The sequence below is a fragment of the Bradyrhizobium sp. Pha-3 genome (assembly GCF_042258615.1).
Lineage (GTDB): Bacteria > Pseudomonadota > Alphaproteobacteria > Rhizobiales > Xanthobacteraceae > Bradyrhizobium.
The window spans coordinates 3,472,523-3,488,355 of sequence record NZ_CP170152.1; the positions used below are offsets into that span (position 1 = coordinate 3,472,523).

The window sequence follows — 15,833 nt, forward strand, 5'->3', positions numbered from 1 at the left end:
AACCGGCGCTTCGACTATCCCGGCACGGTGCGCTGTCGCCCGTCCAGGAAACGCTGAAGCCGCCAGCCGCGAAAGCTCCAGCTGCGCCATGAGGCCATCTGCTGGCGTTGCTGTTCTACAAGGCTATTGCGGCGAGAGACAAGGACCGGGTTGGCGTAACGCAGTTGGATCGCCCGGTCGATGGCCGGAAGCGCGTTCGGGCCGAGCTGGATCAGGTAGTCCATGTCCAAACTGACGCTGCTGCCCGAGGCCTCGCGGCTGTGACTGACATTATAATCGGCGATGACGGCGGCGAAATTGACCAGGGAGCAGACATAGAGCGCGATGGTCAGCACCAACAGGTTGGCGTGGACCAGCCATTCGTTCGAGGCCCGTAGGGCAATGCGCACCAATATCAGGATCAACCCGATAGCGACGAGCAGCATCCAGACGAATGCCGCGACGCGCCAGTAGGTGAGCAAATAGGTTTGGACATAGAGATCAAGCCGGAGCATCGCGGAGATCACCAGCAGGACATTCTGCCCGACCCAGAGGTAGACGAGCGGTCGGATCACCCGCGATTGTTCGGCCGGGCCGTCCGGCCGCATCGCGACCAGAACGAAGGCCGCGGCCAGGAGAGCCGTGACCATCAGCGGATAGGCGCCACGGTGGGCGTAGGACGCGTAAGTGATGGCGGCGGGAAGCGTTGCGTTGCCCCAGAGATAGACCGCATCGAGAATTGTCTGAATCGAAAACAGCAAGTTGAACAGGATCAGAGAGCGCAGGATGGTGCCTGCGCCGAACAAGTCGATGAAATGATCGGGTTCGGCCGGACCCTGCGCGGAAGATCGCGGTCCGTTGGACGCGACGTTGGTGTAGCGCCGCCATTTGACATGGACGAACGGCCAGACCAGCGCCAACGCGAGGATCCAGAACAATGTGCGACCGAGGCTGAGGCTGGCGGCGGGATTGCCCGGGTTCAGCTGGCTGATCCATATTTCCAGCACCGGATTGGCTGCGACGAACAGAAGGACAAAAACGGTTCCGAGCAGCAACGGCACGAACCATAGGATGAACCCCCTGGTGAGGCCCGGCAGGTCGAATGCGCTGACGACGTCCCGGAACAACCTGAAAGGGCTGACCAGAAGGAGATCCACCAGCGAGGCGGCTCCCCTGGTCACACTGTCGAGACAGGGATTGGTCGTCAGCGCAAGCGCGGTGCCGAGCGCAAGAACGCCGAAGGCCAGCGAGGCTGCGTTGACCTCCTCCAGGGCAGGGAGCAGCCCAGCCACAACGATCGCGCCGGCGATCGGCAGCCTGTGGCGAGCGACGTGACCGAAGTTGGCGGCCAGTGACACGCTGGCCAGCGCGAAGGCGAAGAGGACCACCGAGAGCCCGGCATTCTGATCATAGAACAACCAATCGGCCAGCGCGGCGAGCGCAAGCGCCGCGGCGGGCTTGGCCGGCGGCAAACCATTGGCGATCGAGTGGGTCTCGGTTTCAGGTGACTCTAGGCTTGTCATCATGACCTCTGGATTGAAGGACGTGTGGACTTCGGCAGTCGCGTTGACGTGATCAACGGGTGTGCGAACGCGAACCCGGCTGCGGCAGGGCGCACCTTGGGTTGGCCGCGTGCAGACAGCGGGAAGGCGATCAGCAGGAGTTCAGGATTGTTATGCAGATTGCGTGCAGAGCGGCCTTATCCGCTCGCTGCGGCGAGTCCGGTCTGATACGGACAATGCGTCCGGTTCGTTCAGCCCTCGTCTCCATGCAAATCATCAAGCGCGTCGGCATTACCCTGGCCTGGATCGTCGGGCTCGTATTCGTCTTGGCCGGCGTCAACAACAACGATCCCTATCTGGTCCCGCTACGCGGGATCGGCAATCTGCTGCTCGTGATCACGAGCGTCGCCTTCGTCGTCCTGTTGCTCCGCCGTGCGGGTTGGCGCAGGCGGACGTGGGTAGCACGGTTGCTGGTTATCCTGTGGTGCCTGCCGCCGCTCGCAATGCTTGCCGCGCATGGTGTGTTCGAGGTGCGGAAGCACCGCGTTCTGCAGACTGAGCCGGTTCTCGCGCAGTCGCTCGGACAGCATTTCATCGTCGGCTACCGGTCGTTCGACGAGGTCGCACCGCTTGTGGAGAAGGGGTTCGTTGCGGGCATTTATGTCACCCGGCGTAACATCGCCGGCAGGACGACCGACGCCTTGAAGGCGGAAATCGCCACATTGCAGGCGAGGCGGCGGACCGCGAGGCTGCCGCCGCTGATGGTCGCGACGGATCAGGAGGGAGGCATCGTTTCGCATCTGGCACCGCCGCTCACGGGACTTCCCGCCCTGGCCTCCCTGGCTGAGCTGGCGCCGGATGAGCAAAAAGCGAAAGCCGAGGAGTTCGGTCGCATCCATGGACGCGAGCTGGCGTCGCTTGGCATCAACCTGAATTTTGCCCCGGTGCTCGATTTGCGGCCGGAGGCGAAGCGCAACCGGCTCGATTTCAATACGCTGATCAATCAACGCGCGATCTCCGATGATCCGGCCAAGGTGAGCGCGATCGCGGGTGCCTATGTTCACGGCCTCGAGTCTGCGGGCGTCAGTGCCACCGTGAAGCACTTTCCGGGACTGGGCCGCGTGCGCGCCGATACGCATCATTTCGCTGCCGATCTCGATACGCCGGTTGGCGAGCTCGAGACGGCAGATTGGCGTCCGTTCCGCGATGTGCTGTCGTCGACCGGCGCGCGCCTGATGGTGGGGCACGTGGCGGTGAATGCGCTCGACCCAGGACGGCCGGCGTCGCACTCAAAGGTCGTCATCGACGGGCTGCTCCGGAAGACCTGGAACTACCAGGGCATCGTCATGACGGATGATCTGGTGATGGGCGCGATCTATCAGAGCGATGTCTGCATCGCGGTCGTGGAGGCGTTGAATGCGGGCGTCGATCTGTTGTTGGTCGCTTATGACGGGCTGCAATTCTACCGCCTGTTCGCTTGCGCGACGGATGCAGCTGCTCGAGGGGGTCTCGACACGGCCATGCTGCGCGACAGCGAGACGCGGCTAAGGCGTGCGCTGCTGGTTGACTAGATCGATGGATTCAGGAATGCGCGCCGACGGTCGATCTGTTGTCCTGTTGCTTCGACCACGAGACGTAATAGGCGACAGCCGTCATCGCCGCGAGACCGGCGAGGCTGACCGCGACCTGCCTTGTCAGTGAGTACGGGCCGGTGATCAGAATCAGATGTGCGGCGAAGGAGAGGAACACGGCTGCGCAGAATACGGCCAGCCATTCCTCGCCGCATTTGATGATCGGCTGCAGCGCGTAAGATCGCAGATACCCCCAGTCGCGCGGCACCAACCAGGTGAACAGGAACGTCAGGGTCAGGAAATGCAGGATACGGTGAGGCGCGACATCCTCACGGTCGTTCTGCAGCAGCATGTCGCTCAGGCCGCTCGGCATCATTTGGGCGAGTGCCGGGATATCGCTGCTGGAGACGATCGTCAGCGCGAACAGCAGGTACAGCAACGCCATGGCGCGCAGCACGGCAATGGCCTGCATCGCGCGGATCGCGGGTGCGTATCGCGTGCCGATGAGCGCGAGCCAGCCGCCCATCACGAACAGCAATTGCCAGCAGAACGGATTGAGATACCAGGCTCCGTATGGATATGATGTCAGGTTCCAGTCCAGCAGCCGTGCGGTGGCGTAGAGGGCTACGGACGCGAGAAGGGTCGCGTTCGGCACGTACAGCAGTCCGAATACGACGATCGGCTGGAAGGCCATCAGGGCGATGATGAGTTGCAGCACGTCGAGATTGAGCGGCTTGGCCTGCAGGAACAGGCCGTAGATCAGCGTCCGGATCGGGTGGTCGATGAAACCGGTGATGTTGAACTCGCTGATGATCTCGGGCGCCGCGGTCCGCGCGGCGACATAGCTGATCAACTCGACATAGATCACGAACAGCACGATGTAGGCAGCATAGAGCTGCCATACGCGCTTGAAGATCCGGGTTGCAGCCACCACGAATCCGCGTTCCAGCGCCATTCGGGCGTAGATGAGCGTCACCGCATAGCCGCCGATGAATACAAAAAGGTCGGTCGCGCCGCTAAAGCCGAAATTGCGCATGCTCAGTGCGCTGACGACGTTGTGCGGAACGTGATCCAGAAACAGAAACCAGTTTGCGATGCCAAGCAGCAGCGCGATCCTGAGATCGCCATCGGCTTTCGCGATCTCGGCGTTTGTTGTCGAAGTCATCTGAAGCTGAAATCTGCCGGCCCGAGAAATCGGTTTCGCGAATCTAGTGGGAACCCACGCCCGGTCCGAATAGACTCTGCGTGAACCCTATCTAGTCCGTTTCGGGTTCCGGCCAAGTGGCCGGTTCAAGAAAGATCACGTTTTCGCAATCGCCGCGTGAGCGCCGTCAGACCCGCTCGTGTTTGAGCAGGTCGCGGGCGTGATCCAGTGTGTTGGCTTGCAGGTTTGCGCCCGTCAGGGGGACTTCCGGCAGAGCGGCCTCGGCAAGGATGTCGTCCGTGACATCCTCGACCGTGCACTCGGCAACCTCATGGATGAAGTTGATGTTGGTGTATTCTCCTGATGCGACCCGCGAGACGACCTCGCGCCGCGTCATTTCGGGATCGACGATCGCCTCGCGGCCACGGCGGCCATAGTCGATCATCACAACAAAATACTGCATTGCCTGGCGGTTCGATACGTTGACTTTCGTTGGCCATTATTTCCGATAATCGGAATTGTGTCAAGGGAAATTGACGATAACCGGAATTCCGACGCAGGGGCTCCGACCGATTCGGGCCGAAGGCATCCGAATCGGTCAGGCCGGCGGCCCTGAAGCTGCGCTGCTATTTCTCGGACGACCGTCCGCCCTGTGCCCGGGCGGATTTGCGGCCCTTCGCCGCCGTCTTGCCGCGCAGCCTTTCGATCTGGCCGCGGGGCAGGGTGACGCAGATCTCGCCGATCCATTCGAGCTTGACGCCGTTGATCGGCTTGGCATTGAAGCTCTTGAGGTTGACCGTGCCGGACGAACTGCCCCGCTCGATCGTCTTCAGATAGCGCTCACCGGTCTTCAGCCGGACCGCGGCTTCCTCCCCGTAGAAGCTCGACAGCGGATAGCGCTGCTCGCGATAAACCACGATGACATCGCCGTTCTCGTATTTCGGCAGCATCGAATCGCCCGAAACCTCGAAAGCGACGGTTTCCTCCGTCATCGGGAACGGGAGTTCGATCTCGCCGAGTCCCTCCGGCGGGACCTGCTCAGCCTCCGGCTGGATCGAGGCGCCGGCGCCGACCCGGCCCACGATCGGCACCGCGTTCAGCTCCAGGTATTCCATGATCGGGGCGATCTCCGATGCCTTGATCAAGCGGATTCCCGAAAGGATTTCGGACACCGCTCCGGCCCGAACGCCCATTGCGCGGGCAAGCCCGCCCTTGCTCTTTCCCGTCTTTTCCAGTGCCCGTTCGATAAGTGCCGCGTCCAGCATGTTGCATCCTCTCCAAAGCTGGATGCACTTTACCGTTACGATTATCAGAATTCAAGCTTGACTTTTTATTCGGAATATCGGAAGGTGTGCGAGGCGCCGGCGGAATGACAAAAATGGGAATTTGGAATGGATATGGTGAACTGGCTGCCGGAGCATTCGGCTGCCTTGCAGGACCTGCGCGCCCGCGGCTTGTCCTATTCGGAAATCGCTGAGACGATCAACGCAACCTTCAGTACGGCCTATACACGCAACGCGGCCCTCAGCCGGGCGCAGCGCATGGGGCTGGCGGGCCTCGATCGACCCGAGCCGTCGCTGCCAAGGCCCCTCGATCCACCCGAGCCGGCCTTGCCGGAGGCACCGAGGATCGGGCACCCGCGTGAAGGGCGGGCCGAGCTGAAGCTCGATCTGCTTCGCTGGCCGAAAAGCTTCACCGAAACGGTGGAGATGCCCCAACTTCGTTGCGCGGCGGTCGCGCCGCGGCACCTGTCGTTGTTCGATCTCAAGCGCGGAGACTGCCGCTATCCCTATGGCGGGGATGCCGACGGCGAAACCATGACCTTCTGTGGTCACCCGCGCCGGCCGGGCTCGAGCTATTGCACCCCGCATTTTCGTCTGAGCTGCGATCCCGAGGCATCGGCCCGGCCGGTACTGAACGACGCCTGGCTTCAAGCCATCGGGGCCATCTGAGGCCGCTCACCTTCCGACCGATCGATGTCGGTCCACACAACCGCGATCGCGCGGAAGACGCCGCGCGCTTTCATGACACATTTCGGAGGTCACCAATGCCGCGCGCAAAACGCCGCAAACCGTACGATCCCGCTGGAACACATGATCGACGCTCGCAGGATCTGCCCTTTAACGCCGAGGTCGCGACCGTCGAGATCGACGATCCCCTCGCGCTCGCGCCGGGCGAGAAGATCGTTGCCTTTCGCTCGATACGCAACGACCCGCTCGGCCGGTTGCATGCACACCGGCAGATCGACGACACACAGTACCGAAGCGGTCGGACCTTCCAGAACGATTGGGAGAAGGCCGAGCGCGGCCCTCGCGCGGTGGATACGACGCGTGAATACGTTGATGGCGGCCAGCAACGTGAGCCGATCACGGAGGGGCAGCGCCAAGCGACCTTGCGCCTGAATCGCGCCGAGCATGAGCTTGGTGCCGACGGTTCGGCGCTGGTTCACGACGTCCTGATCCTCGGCATGACCATGGAGCAGGTGGGGCAGCGGCGCGGGTTGCGTACGCAGCGCTGGCAGGACTATTTTGCGCGGCGCCTCAAGGAATGCCTGGATAGGCTGGCGCTGATGTACGGGCTTGCCACGCCGAACAAGTTCCCGTGACGGGCCGTCAATGCTGACTTGAAGTGATGTGCTCACGTGCCGGTTGCCGCGCAGGCAGCCGGCGCGACAGCGATTCATCACATTGCGGCGCTGTGCTTTGCCTCACACTGAGCTCGTCCTTATCTGCGTCGAAGACGGTCGACAGCCACGCGGACTCTCATGTAACTTCGCTCGCGTCGACGACCTGCCCGCATTGGAGCGCAGTGTGATTGCCTCTTGTGCGACGAATGGTCCGGTACGTTCACAAGGGAGTTCGCAGCGGCTACGCCCGCCTTGATCTTATCCTGCATCGCGAACATCACGAGTAACGTGGGTCGATGCCGGCGCGGAGTCCGATCAATTCACCCAAGGAGAACCGAGCGATGAATCACATTGGAAACTGTTTTTGCGGCGCCGTCGAACTCAAGGTCACTGGGGAGCCTGAGGCGATGGGTTACTGCCACTGCCGTTCATGCCGTTCCTGGTCCGGCGGCCCAGTGAATGCGTTCAGCCTCTGGAAGCCCGAGGCGGTCGAAGTCACCAAGGGCGCCGATCATCTCGGGACGTTCGAGAAGACCGCGATGAGCCAGCGCAAATACTGCACCAAGTGCGGCGGTCACCTGATGACGAACCACCCGACGCTTGGTCTGGTCGACGTGTTCACGGCAACGATCCCAACGCTGAAGTTTAGCCCCGGCGTTCACGTCAACTATTCAGAGGCGGTGCTGCCGATACGCGATGGCCTGCCGAAGCTGAAGGACTTTCCGGCCGAGTTCGGCGGCTCCGGCGAAATGATCGCCGAATAGCGCGACGGGTTCTCGAGCGGGTGGCGACGGAGCGTCGCCACCCGCCAACGTCCATTCTTCCGCTGGCCGGACGCGCTGACGGATCCGATATCCGGGTTTCCCCGACATTCGAATCGTTTGACCGTGTCGGCGCCGCCGGCACTGCGGGACCTCCTATGCCGGTGACAGCCATGTCAGGCGAAGGTCCCGCCCTGCAAAATCCGGGTTTGGTTTTGGTGACGCCCTTCCGCTAAAAGGCAGGCAGTGCCGGTCCTGGCAGGGGCCGTCGTATTTCACCTGACAAAATAACAGAGGAAGCGTCAGATCATGACCAAACCAGAATTGCCAGGGCGCGCGCCGCGCGGGGAGGGAGTTCCGACGGCGCTCGATGGCCTGCTGGTGGTCGACTTCACCCGCGTCGTCGCCGGCCCGGCCTGCACGCAAACGCTGGCCGACTTCGGGGCCGAGGTCATCAAGATCGAGAATCCGGACGGTGGGGACGACACGCGTGCCTATGAGCACGCTGAAATTGGCGGGGAAAGCGCAGCGTATCTGAGCCTCAACCGCAACAAGCGCGGGATCGCGCTCGATTTCAACAATCCGGCCGCGCTTGAAGTCGCGCGCGCGTTGATTGCCAAGGCAGACGTCGTGGTCGAGAATTTCTCCGGCGGCGTGATGAAGAAATTTGGCCTCGATTATGCGTCGGTGGCGCCGACCAATCCGCGGTTGATCTATTGCTCGATCTCCGCCTATGGCCGCAAGGGCGATTTCGCGCTTCGCCCGGGCTTCGACCCGATTACGCAGGCCGAAAGCGGCTTCATGTCGCTCAACGGCTTTCCGGATGGCGAACCGGTGCGCACCGGGCCACCGATCGTGGACCTGGCAACCGGTCTGTCGGCCTGCAACGCCATCCTGCTCGCCTTGATTGCGAGGGACCGGCTCGGACGCGGGCAGCAGGTCGAGGTTGCGTTGATCGACACCGCGGTGTCGATGACCGGCTTCTACGGCATGGCCTATCTCATCAATGGCGACAACCCCGGCCGTTTCGGCAACTCACCGAACGGTTCGCCGACCGTCGGCGTCTACCGGGCCTCCGACGGGCCGCTCTATATGGCCTGCGCCAACGACCGGCTCTATCGCCGGCTTGTCACCGACGTGCTCGAACGCCCCGATCTCGTCACCGACCCTGAGTTTGCTCACCGCAAGGCGCGGACCGCCAACAAGGAGAAGCTGCGCGCCATCATTGCCAGTGTGTTTGCGAGCGACACGCTCGAGCACTGGATGGCAAAGATGAAGAAGGCCAATATTCCGGTTGGCTATCTTCGTACGGTCGAGGAAGGCTTCAACGCACCCGAGGTGCGCGATCGTCATCGCCTGAGCAAGATCGCGCATCCGACCGCCGGCTCTGTTCCGAACATCGAGTCGCCGGTCAATATGAGCCTGACGCCAACGGTCGATCCCGTTGCGGCTCCGCTGCTCGGTCAGCACACCCGGGACGTGTTGAGCAAGACGCTTGGCTACGACGACCGCCGCATCGCCGCTTTGGCCGAGGCGGGCGCGTTCGGCAAGCCAGGCAACACCGGCTAGCCGTTTGGCCTGAACCAAAAAAATCAGATACGCGCCAACCACCTGACCTGAGGCGAGAGGGAAGCCTCTCGCCTCGCAAGACGTCGTTCAGACGTCACGGGCGTCCACCGCGTGCCGGCGGCCCTCGACCCGGAACTGGCCCGTTCGGGACCTCAGTTCGGCTTGCTGCGCAAGTTGTTCCTTGGCATACTTTCAACTTCCTCGGGCTCCGCCCGATCAATCTCGAGACGGGCCATCCGGAGTATGAGGGTTGCCGTGGTCAGGCCAAGGCGTTCGGCCTCTTGCGCTGCGGTGTCGACCTTCTGGGCCAAGCCTTCACGTTTACCTGGGTATGCCATTCGTAATCCTCACTTAAGGTGCGAGATGAAAAATCCCACATACGTTGCAGAGCTGCAGAACAAGCTCGGAGCTCCATCGAGCGAGACACTGGAAAGCCTGCGATTGTTGAAGGCTTTCCTTCGACTTGCGCCCGAGCAGCGTTCCGAGGTCATCGAGCTGGTCGAACGTTTGGCGGTTGAGCCGCCGCGCGATCCCTCACTGTCCTGAGGTGTTCGCGTTTTTCCTGGACGTCAGTTGTTCATTGGCCTCGCCGGCGGCTGTGTCGCGATCACGTAGATTGCACCGCCCTCGAGCGCTTCGGATTGATGCCGGGTGCCGGCAGGCAGCAGGATGGTATCGCCGGCACCGACGATCCGCTCACCGCCGTCCCAGATGAAGTTCAACCGGCCGCTGATGATCATCAGGATTTCATCGACCGGATGGGTATGGAAGTGATGCACCTTGCCGGCTGCATCATGCTGCAGCTCGACGGATCCCTGCGCCGGGAGCAGGTTCAGGATCTCCGGATCGATGGCAAATTCAGTCTTCGTGCCCGCGATGATCTGGGTCATGCTGCCTGTTCCTTGTTCGCGATAGCTGGCGTCTTGTTCTGCGCGAGCTTGGCAAAGGGACAGCCTCCGCTCGCATTGTTGTCGTCGTGCAGAAAGTACTGCAGATATTCGCGGCCATCGGTCGCGCCGTAGCGGCCAAGAAGCGGAGAGGGGCTCGCGCTGTCGTACGGGATCAGGCGCTTGCGCACCTCGGCGAACGCGGCGGTCGCCGCCTTTTCCGTCCCGAGGATCTTGTCGAACACCCAGCGCGGCTGGAACGTGAGCATGAAGGCGCTGGATCGGCGGCTCTGGCGCATCACATGGGCCGGCGTCGTGCACACGACGAAGATCGGCTCGCCCGCGAACGAGAACTCCCACATTGGATGGTCGATCTGCTCCGGAATGTCTGACGGCCACGGGTTCTTGTCCAGGCGTGCGAGCTGGTCGAGCGTCAGCCACATCTTGCGGTAATAGGCGTCGAGCGTTTGCACGGGGCGGGGCCGCGTGAACACGATCAACGAGGTGTTGGGACCGAACGAGCGCGCCTCCGAAACATATTGTGCGAGCTGCTCGCCGAGCACCGCCACGTCATACGGATCGAGGAAAAGATAGCGGAGCTGATCCTGGCGATGTCCGGTCACCCCGAACACGCAAGGGAACGGCCTTGCCTCGCTGCTCATCTGCGCTTCAAACTCGGAGAACATCACGCTTTGCCAGCTGCTGACCGGAAAGTTTGACGCGACTTCGCCTTTTCTCAAGAACAAGCGCTGCATAACACCCCCTACACTCATAACGACGCTAACGAGCTATCAACTTGCTTCTCATCAATAGCGGCCCGGCAATGCCCGGCAGCGACATGAGAAGCAGAATGACGATCAAGGCGCTGTAACCGCCGTCGCCGATCGCGGCCGTGTTGTGCACGGCGTCGGTTCCGGAGGCGTTGCTGGCGGCAAGCATCGCAAAGCCGATGATCGGCTGCGAGACGCCGGCGAAGATCCCGGCAGCAGTGGTGTTCACCGAAGCGCCGACACCGATCAGGTCGGAGGTGTAGAGCTTCTTCACGCATTTCAGCACCAGCGGGACGGTGCCGCCGGCGACGAGCCCCAAGGCCGTGAACACGACGGTGACGTAGGCGAGACCAAATGTTCGGGCGACCTGCGGCAGCAGCATCGCGATCAGCAGCATGCGCAATACGCAAATGCCGACCAATGCGCGGTCGAGCGCCGCAGCGGCACGATCGGCGGCGTGACCGAGGAAGGTCGAGCCGAGCGCATTGCCGATCATGAAGGCGAGCAGCGGCGTACCGGCGGCCGTCGGGGAGATATGGAAGAAGTGGGCGACCATCGGAATGCCCCAGACGCCCGACAGCGTCGTCACGACCGCGAAGTGCGACGCGAACGTCATCGCACAACCCCAGTTCGCGATATGGGCGAGCGACTGCCGCGCAGCGATCGCGACGCCCTTCAGCGTCTTGTTGCTGTGCGATGCCGGATCAGGCTTGAGCGCGAGCTTGGCGAAGGCGAGGTTGGCGAGACCAATGCAGGCGATGAACAGGAAGCAGGCCCGCCAGCCGAACCCTGAGACGGCTGCTGCGAGCGGCGTGGTCGCGATCACGCCTCCGACATAGCCGGAGACCTGCGAGATGCCCGACATCATGCCGAACCGCTCGTCAGCGAAGCTTTGTGCCACGAGCTTCAGGAGTGCCGTGAAGACCAGCGCATCGCCGCAGGCGACAATCAGGCGCGCAGCAAAAACGTCGAGCAGGTTCGGCGCCAGCGCGAACGCCGCGCTGCCGAGCGACGAGGCGATCATGCTGAGGAGGACGACGCGCTTGACGCCGTAACGATCGACCAGCAGGCCGGCCGGAATCTGCATCAAGGTGTAGCCCCAGAAATAGCTCGAAGCGAGCATCGCTACACCGGCCGCATCGGTATTGAAGTCGCGCATGAAACTGAGGCTTACCGATTGCGGTGACACCCGCTGCAGGAAGGCGATGGCGTAGGCGATGGCCACTGCGGTCCAGGCGAGATAGGCGCGGTCGGTGAAGCGCGACGTCGGGGCGTAAACGGCTTGTTGTCCGAGCATCGACATCACACCCTCGCGTAACCTACGGAGAACAGGGCATCCGCTGAATTCGGAATCTTCCGCGACATCGCGGCATCGACCAGCGATGCGGTGCCACGATAGGCCTGCCGATGGTGCTTAATATGGCCGTAAGCGCCCCGCATGATCATGTCGGGCAGTTCGAGCGGCTTGCCCGGATAGAGCGAGGTGCACATCTCGACACAGGCCGCCTGCAACGCCGGGTCCCGCGCATCATCGAGCAACGATGGAGTCACTTTTTCGCAAATTTTAGCGTTCGCTGCCCAGACGATCGGATTACGGGTCCGCCAGCCGTAGAGCACGTTGCCGTCGGCCCTCTCGGCGGCGCCCGAGCACTTCAGAACTTCCGCCGTAAAGAAGCCGTAGAGGCCGCGGCCCTGATGCGCCGGGAGTACTTCTGTCCCGCTGCGATAGATTCCAAGTCCGGCGGACATCTGCAGGATGCGGTAGACCGAGAAGGCCACGAGGCCGGAGCCGTCATAGACGAGGATCAGGCTGTACTTCTGGTCGAAGGGCGAGGAGGTTGCCGTCCAGTGCGGCTCGGTGGCCTGCCAGTTGACGGCGATGATGCCGTTCATGGCGTCCATCAGCGGCTGGCGGTCGCAGGCTTCGATCCGGGAGGCATCGGGTAGACTGTAGATCGCGTAATCCGCCCAAGGCGATTTGATCGCCTCGTATCCGCTGCCCAGATTTCGCGACATGGCAGAACTCCAGAATTCCATTGCAAGCTATACAGGGCAGCCTCGAATGGCTTAAAGGACAATATGCCCTCGAAAACTGCCAAGCCGCCCCGGCCAGAGCCGCGCGACAAGAAAGCGACGCGGCGGATCGCGATCGTTGCCTTTCCGGGCGTGACCTTGCTTGACATCTCGGGGCCGGCTCAGGTGTTCGCGGAGCTGGAGGCGATCGAACTGCCCGGGCCGGACTATTCGCTATCCTACCTGTCGACTTCAGGCGGCTTGGTGCCGACCGATGTCGGGATGATGATTGACACGGCGCCGATCGCGAGTGTTGCGCCCGCCGAGGTCGACACGCTGGTGATCCCCGGGGGGCCCGGTATCTGGAAGATCCGCAACGACGCCGAGTTGATGAACTGGATTGCGGAGGCGCTGCCGAAGGCGCGCCGTATCGCATCAGTCTGCCTCGGCGCATTTGCTTTGGCCTGGACCGGGATTCTGGACGGCAAGCGTGCTGCAACGCACTGGCGCTATTGTCCGCGTTTGCAGGACAGCTTTCCCGACATCCGGGTCGAGCCCAACGCGATTTTCGTCAAGGACGGACATGTCTGGTCGTCGGCGGGTGTCAGCGCCGGCATCGATCTGGCGCTCGCGATGATCGAGGAGGATTTCGGCCACACCATCGCGCTCGATGTCGCGCGCAGACTTGTGGTGTTTCTGAAGCGGCCGGGCGGTCAGAGCCAGTTCTCGACCGTCCTTGCGGCCCAGGCGTCGGACGTCGAGGGACGCTTCAGCGCGCTGCATGCCTGGATCATCGAGAACATCACGAGCGACCTCAAGGTCGAGACTCTCGCGGAAAGGGCCGGGATGACGCCGCGCACCTTTGCCCGGACCTATGTCAGCCGCACCGGTATGACACCTGCTAGCGGCGTCGAGGCGCTGCGCGTTGAGACCGCGCGCTTGCTGCTCGAAAGCCGCCAGATCGGCGGCGTGGTCGAGGTCGCCAAGCGCGCGGGGTTTGGCGATGACGAACGAATGCGGCGGGCCTTCCTGCGCCACCTCGGCGTGTCGCCGACCGAGTACAGAAACCGGTTTTCGGGCAGCTAGCTCGCATCGGGCGGCTCAGTTCGGAGGCGGCCGCTTCGTGTCGAAATCCGATCTATCTCACAAGCGAATAGCTGGCCTTCGCTGGCCGGATTCGTCGGTCAAGGTGGTAGCTTTTCCGGTTTGTCTGCGGCTAATGTGCCGGCCAAATCGGGAGAAGAAACGACCATGAATGACGGGACCCCCATTCAGCAGGCGCGCAATGTCGAACTCGGCGCCAGCGGCGAGGAATTCCAGAACCTGCACGAATTCGCGCAAAAGGCCCGCGCCAGGCTGAACCAGAACGCCTGGGACTACATCGTCGGTGCCTCGGAAACCGAGACCACGATGCGCCGCAACAGGATGGCGCTCGACGAGATCGCGTTCCGGCCGCGCGTGCTGCGCAATGTCATCAATGTGGATCCATCCACCGAGGTCTTCGGCCGCAAGCTCCGGCTTCCCGTGATGATCGCCCCGGTCGGCGCGCTCGAGATCTTCGATCCGGAGGCGGGCGCAGCCGTCGCGCGCGGAGCCGGAACGTTCGGCGCGGCGCATATGCTGAGCTCGGTGTCGGAGCCAGGGCTGGAGAACACCGCCAAGGCGGCGCCTGACGCCTTGCGCATCTTCCAGCTCTATGTGCGCGGGGACGATGCGTTCGTCGAGGATACGGTCAGCCGCACCATCGACAATGGTTACGCCGCGTTCTGCCTCACCGTGGACACGGCCCATTACAGCCGCCGTGAGCGCGATATCGCCAAGCGCTATGTGCGCGAAAGCCGGATCCGCGCCACCGGCGGCGATTTCCAGAAGGGGCTGGAATGGCGGACGGTGAAGTTGATCAAGGACAAGTTCAAGATTCCGCTCATCCTCAAGGGAATCGCCACCGCCGAAGACGCGAGGATCGCCCTCGATCACGGCGTCGACTGGATCTACGTCTCAAATCACGGCGGACGTCAGCTCGACCACGGCCGTGGGTCCATGCATGCCCTGCCCGAGATCGTTCAGGCCGTCGCCGGCCGTGCCAAGATCATGGTCGACGGCTCGATCTGCCGCGGCACTGATATCGTCAAGGCCATCGTCTCGGGGGCCGACCTTGTCGGGATCGGCCGTCTGCAATGCTGGGCGCTCGCCGCGGCCGGCGAGGCAGGCATCGTCCGGATGCTGGAATTGCTGGAGGACGAGGTGATCCGCTGCCTCGGGCTGCTCGGCGTCACCAGCTTCGCCGGACTGGACAAGTCCTATCTGCATCCGGCGACGCCGACCAATCTGCCGAGCGTGTTCAGCGCATTCCCGCTGCTCGATATCGACCCCTACCGCTATTGAGCCGCAGCGAGACGCAAGGAGCGATAACGCGATCGGAACGCCGGGCATCTCGATCGCGCCGGTTCGCCGTCAATCTGTGGTGTCCATGAAGCTGCCGCGGCAACGACAAAGTCTGATCCAAATGCCGCACTAGTCGAGGCGAATGGCAAATAATCCATTCGCTGAATTTTCACTTGAACGCGCGATCGCCTTGCGCTGGACTCTCCGCGATATCCAGGCCGGCCGGCTCAAATTGTCGCCGGTCAGTGACGAGGATTTGCGCGTCCTCACCGAACTCGGTCTGGTCCAACTCTATGACGACGAGCCCGAGCTGACGGAGGCGGGGGCCGCGGTGCTGAACGACTGAACGGGCCGAGCCTAGCGTGCGTTCAGGAAGCTTTCGCCGGAATTGCAGGGTGCGCACTGATAGGTCAGCACGTCGTAGACTTGGTCGCGCGGCTCGATCAAGGCAAGGCGCATTTGCGTGCCGCACTTCATGCACGGCATCTCTATGCTGGTCTTGAAGCGAGTGCAGGTCGGTGTTGGACGAATGGCGCGCAGCATCGGATCCCCTTATTCCCCACAAGAGACGCGAACGCGACCAACGACGAGGTCGAATCACTATGCCACAGTGCTGACATGATTGG

18 protein-coding genes are annotated in these 15,833 nt (G+C 62.5%); 9 read left to right on the forward strand and 9 right to left on the reverse strand.

Going from position 1 to position 15,833, the window contains the following annotated elements:
* Window positions 1–14: 14 nt before the first annotated feature.
* Complete coding sequence (locus ACE10Z_RS16225) at window positions 15–1,451, reverse strand: DUF4173 domain-containing protein (protein ID WP_375788814.1); 1,437 nt, start codon at window positions 1,449–1,451, stop codon at window positions 15–17.
* A gap of 296 nt (window positions 1,452–1,747) precedes the next feature.
* Between ACE10Z_RS16225 and ACE10Z_RS16230 the strand changes: the two genes are divergently transcribed.
* On the forward strand, window positions 1,748–3,052 hold the full coding sequence (locus ACE10Z_RS16230; protein WP_375789847.1) for a glycoside hydrolase family 3 N-terminal domain-containing protein: 1,305 nt from the start codon (window positions 1,748–1,750) through the stop codon (window positions 3,050–3,052).
* 10 nt (window positions 3,053–3,062) lie between these two features.
* Here ACE10Z_RS16230 and ACE10Z_RS16235 read toward each other — a convergent pair whose 3' ends face one another.
* The 3 genes from ACE10Z_RS16235 to ACE10Z_RS16245 form a co-directional block, all read right to left on the reverse strand.
* Window positions 3,063–4,217 (reverse strand): OpgC domain-containing protein, encoded by a 1,155-nt coding sequence (locus ACE10Z_RS16235; RefSeq protein ID WP_375788815.1) that lies wholly within the window; start codon window positions 4,215–4,217, stop codon window positions 3,063–3,065.
* Window positions 4,218–4,383: 166 nt separating this feature from the next.
* Window positions 4,384–4,659, reverse strand: a complete 276-nt coding sequence (locus ACE10Z_RS16240) for a hypothetical protein (RefSeq protein ID WP_375788816.1) — start codon at window positions 4,657–4,659, stop codon at window positions 4,384–4,386.
* Between the two features lie 163 nt (window positions 4,660–4,822).
* Window positions 4,823–5,461: a helix-turn-helix transcriptional regulator gene (locus ACE10Z_RS16245; protein WP_375788817.1), complete on the reverse strand. Its 639-nt coding sequence runs from the start codon at window positions 5,459–5,461 to the stop codon at window positions 4,823–4,825.
* A gap of 126 nt (window positions 5,462–5,587) precedes the next feature.
* On the opposite strand from ACE10Z_RS16245, the gene ACE10Z_RS16250 reads away from it, so the two are divergent.
* From ACE10Z_RS16250 to ACE10Z_RS16270, 5 genes are all read left to right on the forward strand, one after another.
* On the forward strand, window positions 5,588–6,148 hold the full coding sequence (locus ACE10Z_RS16250) for a GcrA family cell cycle regulator (protein WP_375788818.1): 561 nt from the start codon (window positions 5,588–5,590) through the stop codon (window positions 6,146–6,148).
* A 95-nt stretch (window positions 6,149–6,243) separates the two neighbouring features.
* A complete protein-coding gene (locus tag ACE10Z_RS16255) occupies window positions 6,244–6,801 on the forward strand; it encodes a DUF6456 domain-containing protein (RefSeq protein WP_375788819.1) in 558 nt (185 codons plus the stop codon).
* A gap of 362 nt (window positions 6,802–7,163) precedes the next feature.
* Window positions 7,164–7,586 (forward strand): GFA family protein, encoded by a 423-nt coding sequence (locus tag ACE10Z_RS16260; RefSeq protein ID WP_375788820.1) that lies wholly within the window; start codon window positions 7,164–7,166, stop codon window positions 7,584–7,586.
* Window positions 7,587–7,889: 303 nt separating this feature from the next.
* Window positions 7,890–9,152 (forward strand): CaiB/BaiF CoA transferase family protein, encoded by a 1,263-nt coding sequence (locus ACE10Z_RS16265; protein ID WP_375789848.1) that lies wholly within the window; start codon window positions 7,890–7,892, stop codon window positions 9,150–9,152.
* 363 nt (window positions 9,153–9,515) lie between these two features.
* Window positions 9,516–9,698 (forward strand): hypothetical protein, encoded by a 183-nt coding sequence (locus tag ACE10Z_RS16270; protein ID WP_375788821.1) that lies wholly within the window; start codon window positions 9,516–9,518, stop codon window positions 9,696–9,698.
* Between the two features lie 23 nt (window positions 9,699–9,721).
* Here ACE10Z_RS16270 and ACE10Z_RS16275 read toward each other — a convergent pair whose 3' ends face one another.
* The 4 genes from ACE10Z_RS16275 to ACE10Z_RS16290 form a co-directional block, all read right to left on the reverse strand.
* Entirely contained in the window at window positions 9,722–10,042 is a 321-nt protein-coding gene (locus ACE10Z_RS16275) for a cupin domain-containing protein (protein ID WP_375788822.1), read from the reverse strand.
* On the reverse strand, window positions 10,039–10,725 hold the full coding sequence (locus ACE10Z_RS16280) for a YqcI/YcgG family protein (protein WP_375788823.1): 687 nt from the start codon (window positions 10,723–10,725) through the stop codon (window positions 10,039–10,041). Before ACE10Z_RS16280 ends, ACE10Z_RS16275 begins: the two co-directional genes overlap by 4 nt.
* Window positions 10,726–10,819: 94 nt before the next feature.
* Window positions 10,820–12,112 (reverse strand): MFS transporter, encoded by a 1,293-nt coding sequence (locus ACE10Z_RS16285; protein ID WP_375788824.1) that lies wholly within the window; start codon window positions 12,110–12,112, stop codon window positions 10,820–10,822.
* Window positions 12,112–12,825, reverse strand: a complete 714-nt coding sequence (locus ACE10Z_RS16290) for a hypothetical protein (protein ID WP_375788825.1) — start codon at window positions 12,823–12,825, stop codon at window positions 12,112–12,114. The genes ACE10Z_RS16285 and ACE10Z_RS16290 overlap by 1 nt, the downstream gene beginning before the upstream one ends.
* A gap of 63 nt (window positions 12,826–12,888) precedes the next feature.
* Between ACE10Z_RS16290 and ACE10Z_RS16295 the strand changes: the two genes are divergently transcribed.
* The 3 genes from ACE10Z_RS16295 (at window position 12,889) to ACE10Z_RS16305 (ending at window position 15,553) form a co-directional block, all read left to right on the forward strand.
* Complete coding sequence (locus ACE10Z_RS16295; RefSeq protein ID WP_375788826.1) at window positions 12,889–13,908, forward strand: GlxA family transcriptional regulator; 1,020 nt, start codon at window positions 12,889–12,891, stop codon at window positions 13,906–13,908.
* A 165-nt stretch (window positions 13,909–14,073) separates the two neighbouring features.
* Complete coding sequence (locus ACE10Z_RS16300; protein ID WP_375788827.1) at window positions 14,074–15,207, forward strand: alpha-hydroxy acid oxidase; 1,134 nt, start codon at window positions 14,074–14,076, stop codon at window positions 15,205–15,207.
* 190 nt (window positions 15,208–15,397) lie between these two features.
* Window positions 15,398–15,553 (forward strand): hypothetical protein, encoded by a 156-nt coding sequence (locus ACE10Z_RS16305; protein WP_375788828.1) that lies wholly within the window; start codon window positions 15,398–15,400, stop codon window positions 15,551–15,553.
* Between the two features lie 11 nt (window positions 15,554–15,564).
* On the opposite strand, the gene ACE10Z_RS16310 is transcribed toward ACE10Z_RS16305, so the two are convergent.
* Window positions 15,565–15,750, reverse strand: a complete 186-nt coding sequence (locus ACE10Z_RS16310) for a hypothetical protein (protein WP_223969053.1) — start codon at window positions 15,748–15,750, stop codon at window positions 15,565–15,567.
* Window positions 15,751–15,833: the final 83 nt, after the last annotated feature.

Excerpts from the sequence above, each read along its gene's own strand:
- ACE10Z_RS16240 (WP_375788816.1), bottom strand. The coding sequence starts at position 4,659 with ATGCAGTATTTTGTTGTGATGATCGACTATGGCCGCCGTGGCCGCGAG.
- ACE10Z_RS16280 (WP_375788823.1), bottom strand. The coding sequence starts at position 10,725 with ATGTTCTCCGAGTTTGAAGCGCAGATGAGCAGCGAGGCAAGGCCGTTC.
- ACE10Z_RS16285 (WP_375788824.1), bottom strand. The coding sequence starts at position 12,112 with ATGTCGATGCTCGGACAACAAGCCGTTTACGCCCCGACGTCGCGCTTC.
- ACE10Z_RS16290 (WP_375788825.1), bottom strand. The coding sequence starts at position 12,825 with ATGTCGCGAAATCTGGGCAGCGGATACGAGGCGATCAAATCGCCTTGG.
- ACE10Z_RS16270 (WP_375788821.1), top strand. The coding sequence starts at position 9,516 with ATGAAAAATCCCACATACGTTGCAGAGCTGCAGAACAAGCTCGGAGCT.
- ACE10Z_RS16255 (WP_375788819.1), top strand. The coding sequence starts at position 6,244 with ATGCCGCGCGCAAAACGCCGCAAACCGTACGATCCCGCTGGAACACAT.
- ACE10Z_RS16300 (WP_375788827.1), top strand. The coding sequence starts at position 14,074 with ATGAATGACGGGACCCCCATTCAGCAGGCGCGCAATGTCGAACTCGGC.
- ACE10Z_RS16235 (WP_375788815.1), bottom strand. The coding sequence starts at position 4,217 with ATGACTTCGACAACAAACGCCGAGATCGCGAAAGCCGATGGCGATCTC.
- ACE10Z_RS16275 (WP_375788822.1), bottom strand. The coding sequence starts at position 10,042 with ATGACCCAGATCATCGCGGGCACGAAGACTGAATTTGCCATCGATCCG.
- ACE10Z_RS16230 (WP_375789847.1), top strand. The coding sequence starts at position 1,748 with ATGCAAATCATCAAGCGCGTCGGCATTACCCTGGCCTGGATCGTCGGG.
- ACE10Z_RS16310 (WP_223969053.1), bottom strand. The coding sequence starts at position 15,750 with ATGCTGCGCGCCATTCGTCCAACACCGACCTGCACTCGCTTCAAGACC.
- ACE10Z_RS16295 (WP_375788826.1), top strand. The coding sequence starts at position 12,889 with ATGCCCTCGAAAACTGCCAAGCCGCCCCGGCCAGAGCCGCGCGACAAG.
- ACE10Z_RS16260 (WP_375788820.1), top strand. The coding sequence starts at position 7,164 with ATGAATCACATTGGAAACTGTTTTTGCGGCGCCGTCGAACTCAAGGTC.
- ACE10Z_RS16245 (WP_375788817.1), bottom strand. The coding sequence starts at position 5,461 with ATGCTGGACGCGGCACTTATCGAACGGGCACTGGAAAAGACGGGAAAG.
- ACE10Z_RS16250 (WP_375788818.1), top strand. The coding sequence starts at position 5,588 with ATGGATATGGTGAACTGGCTGCCGGAGCATTCGGCTGCCTTGCAGGAC.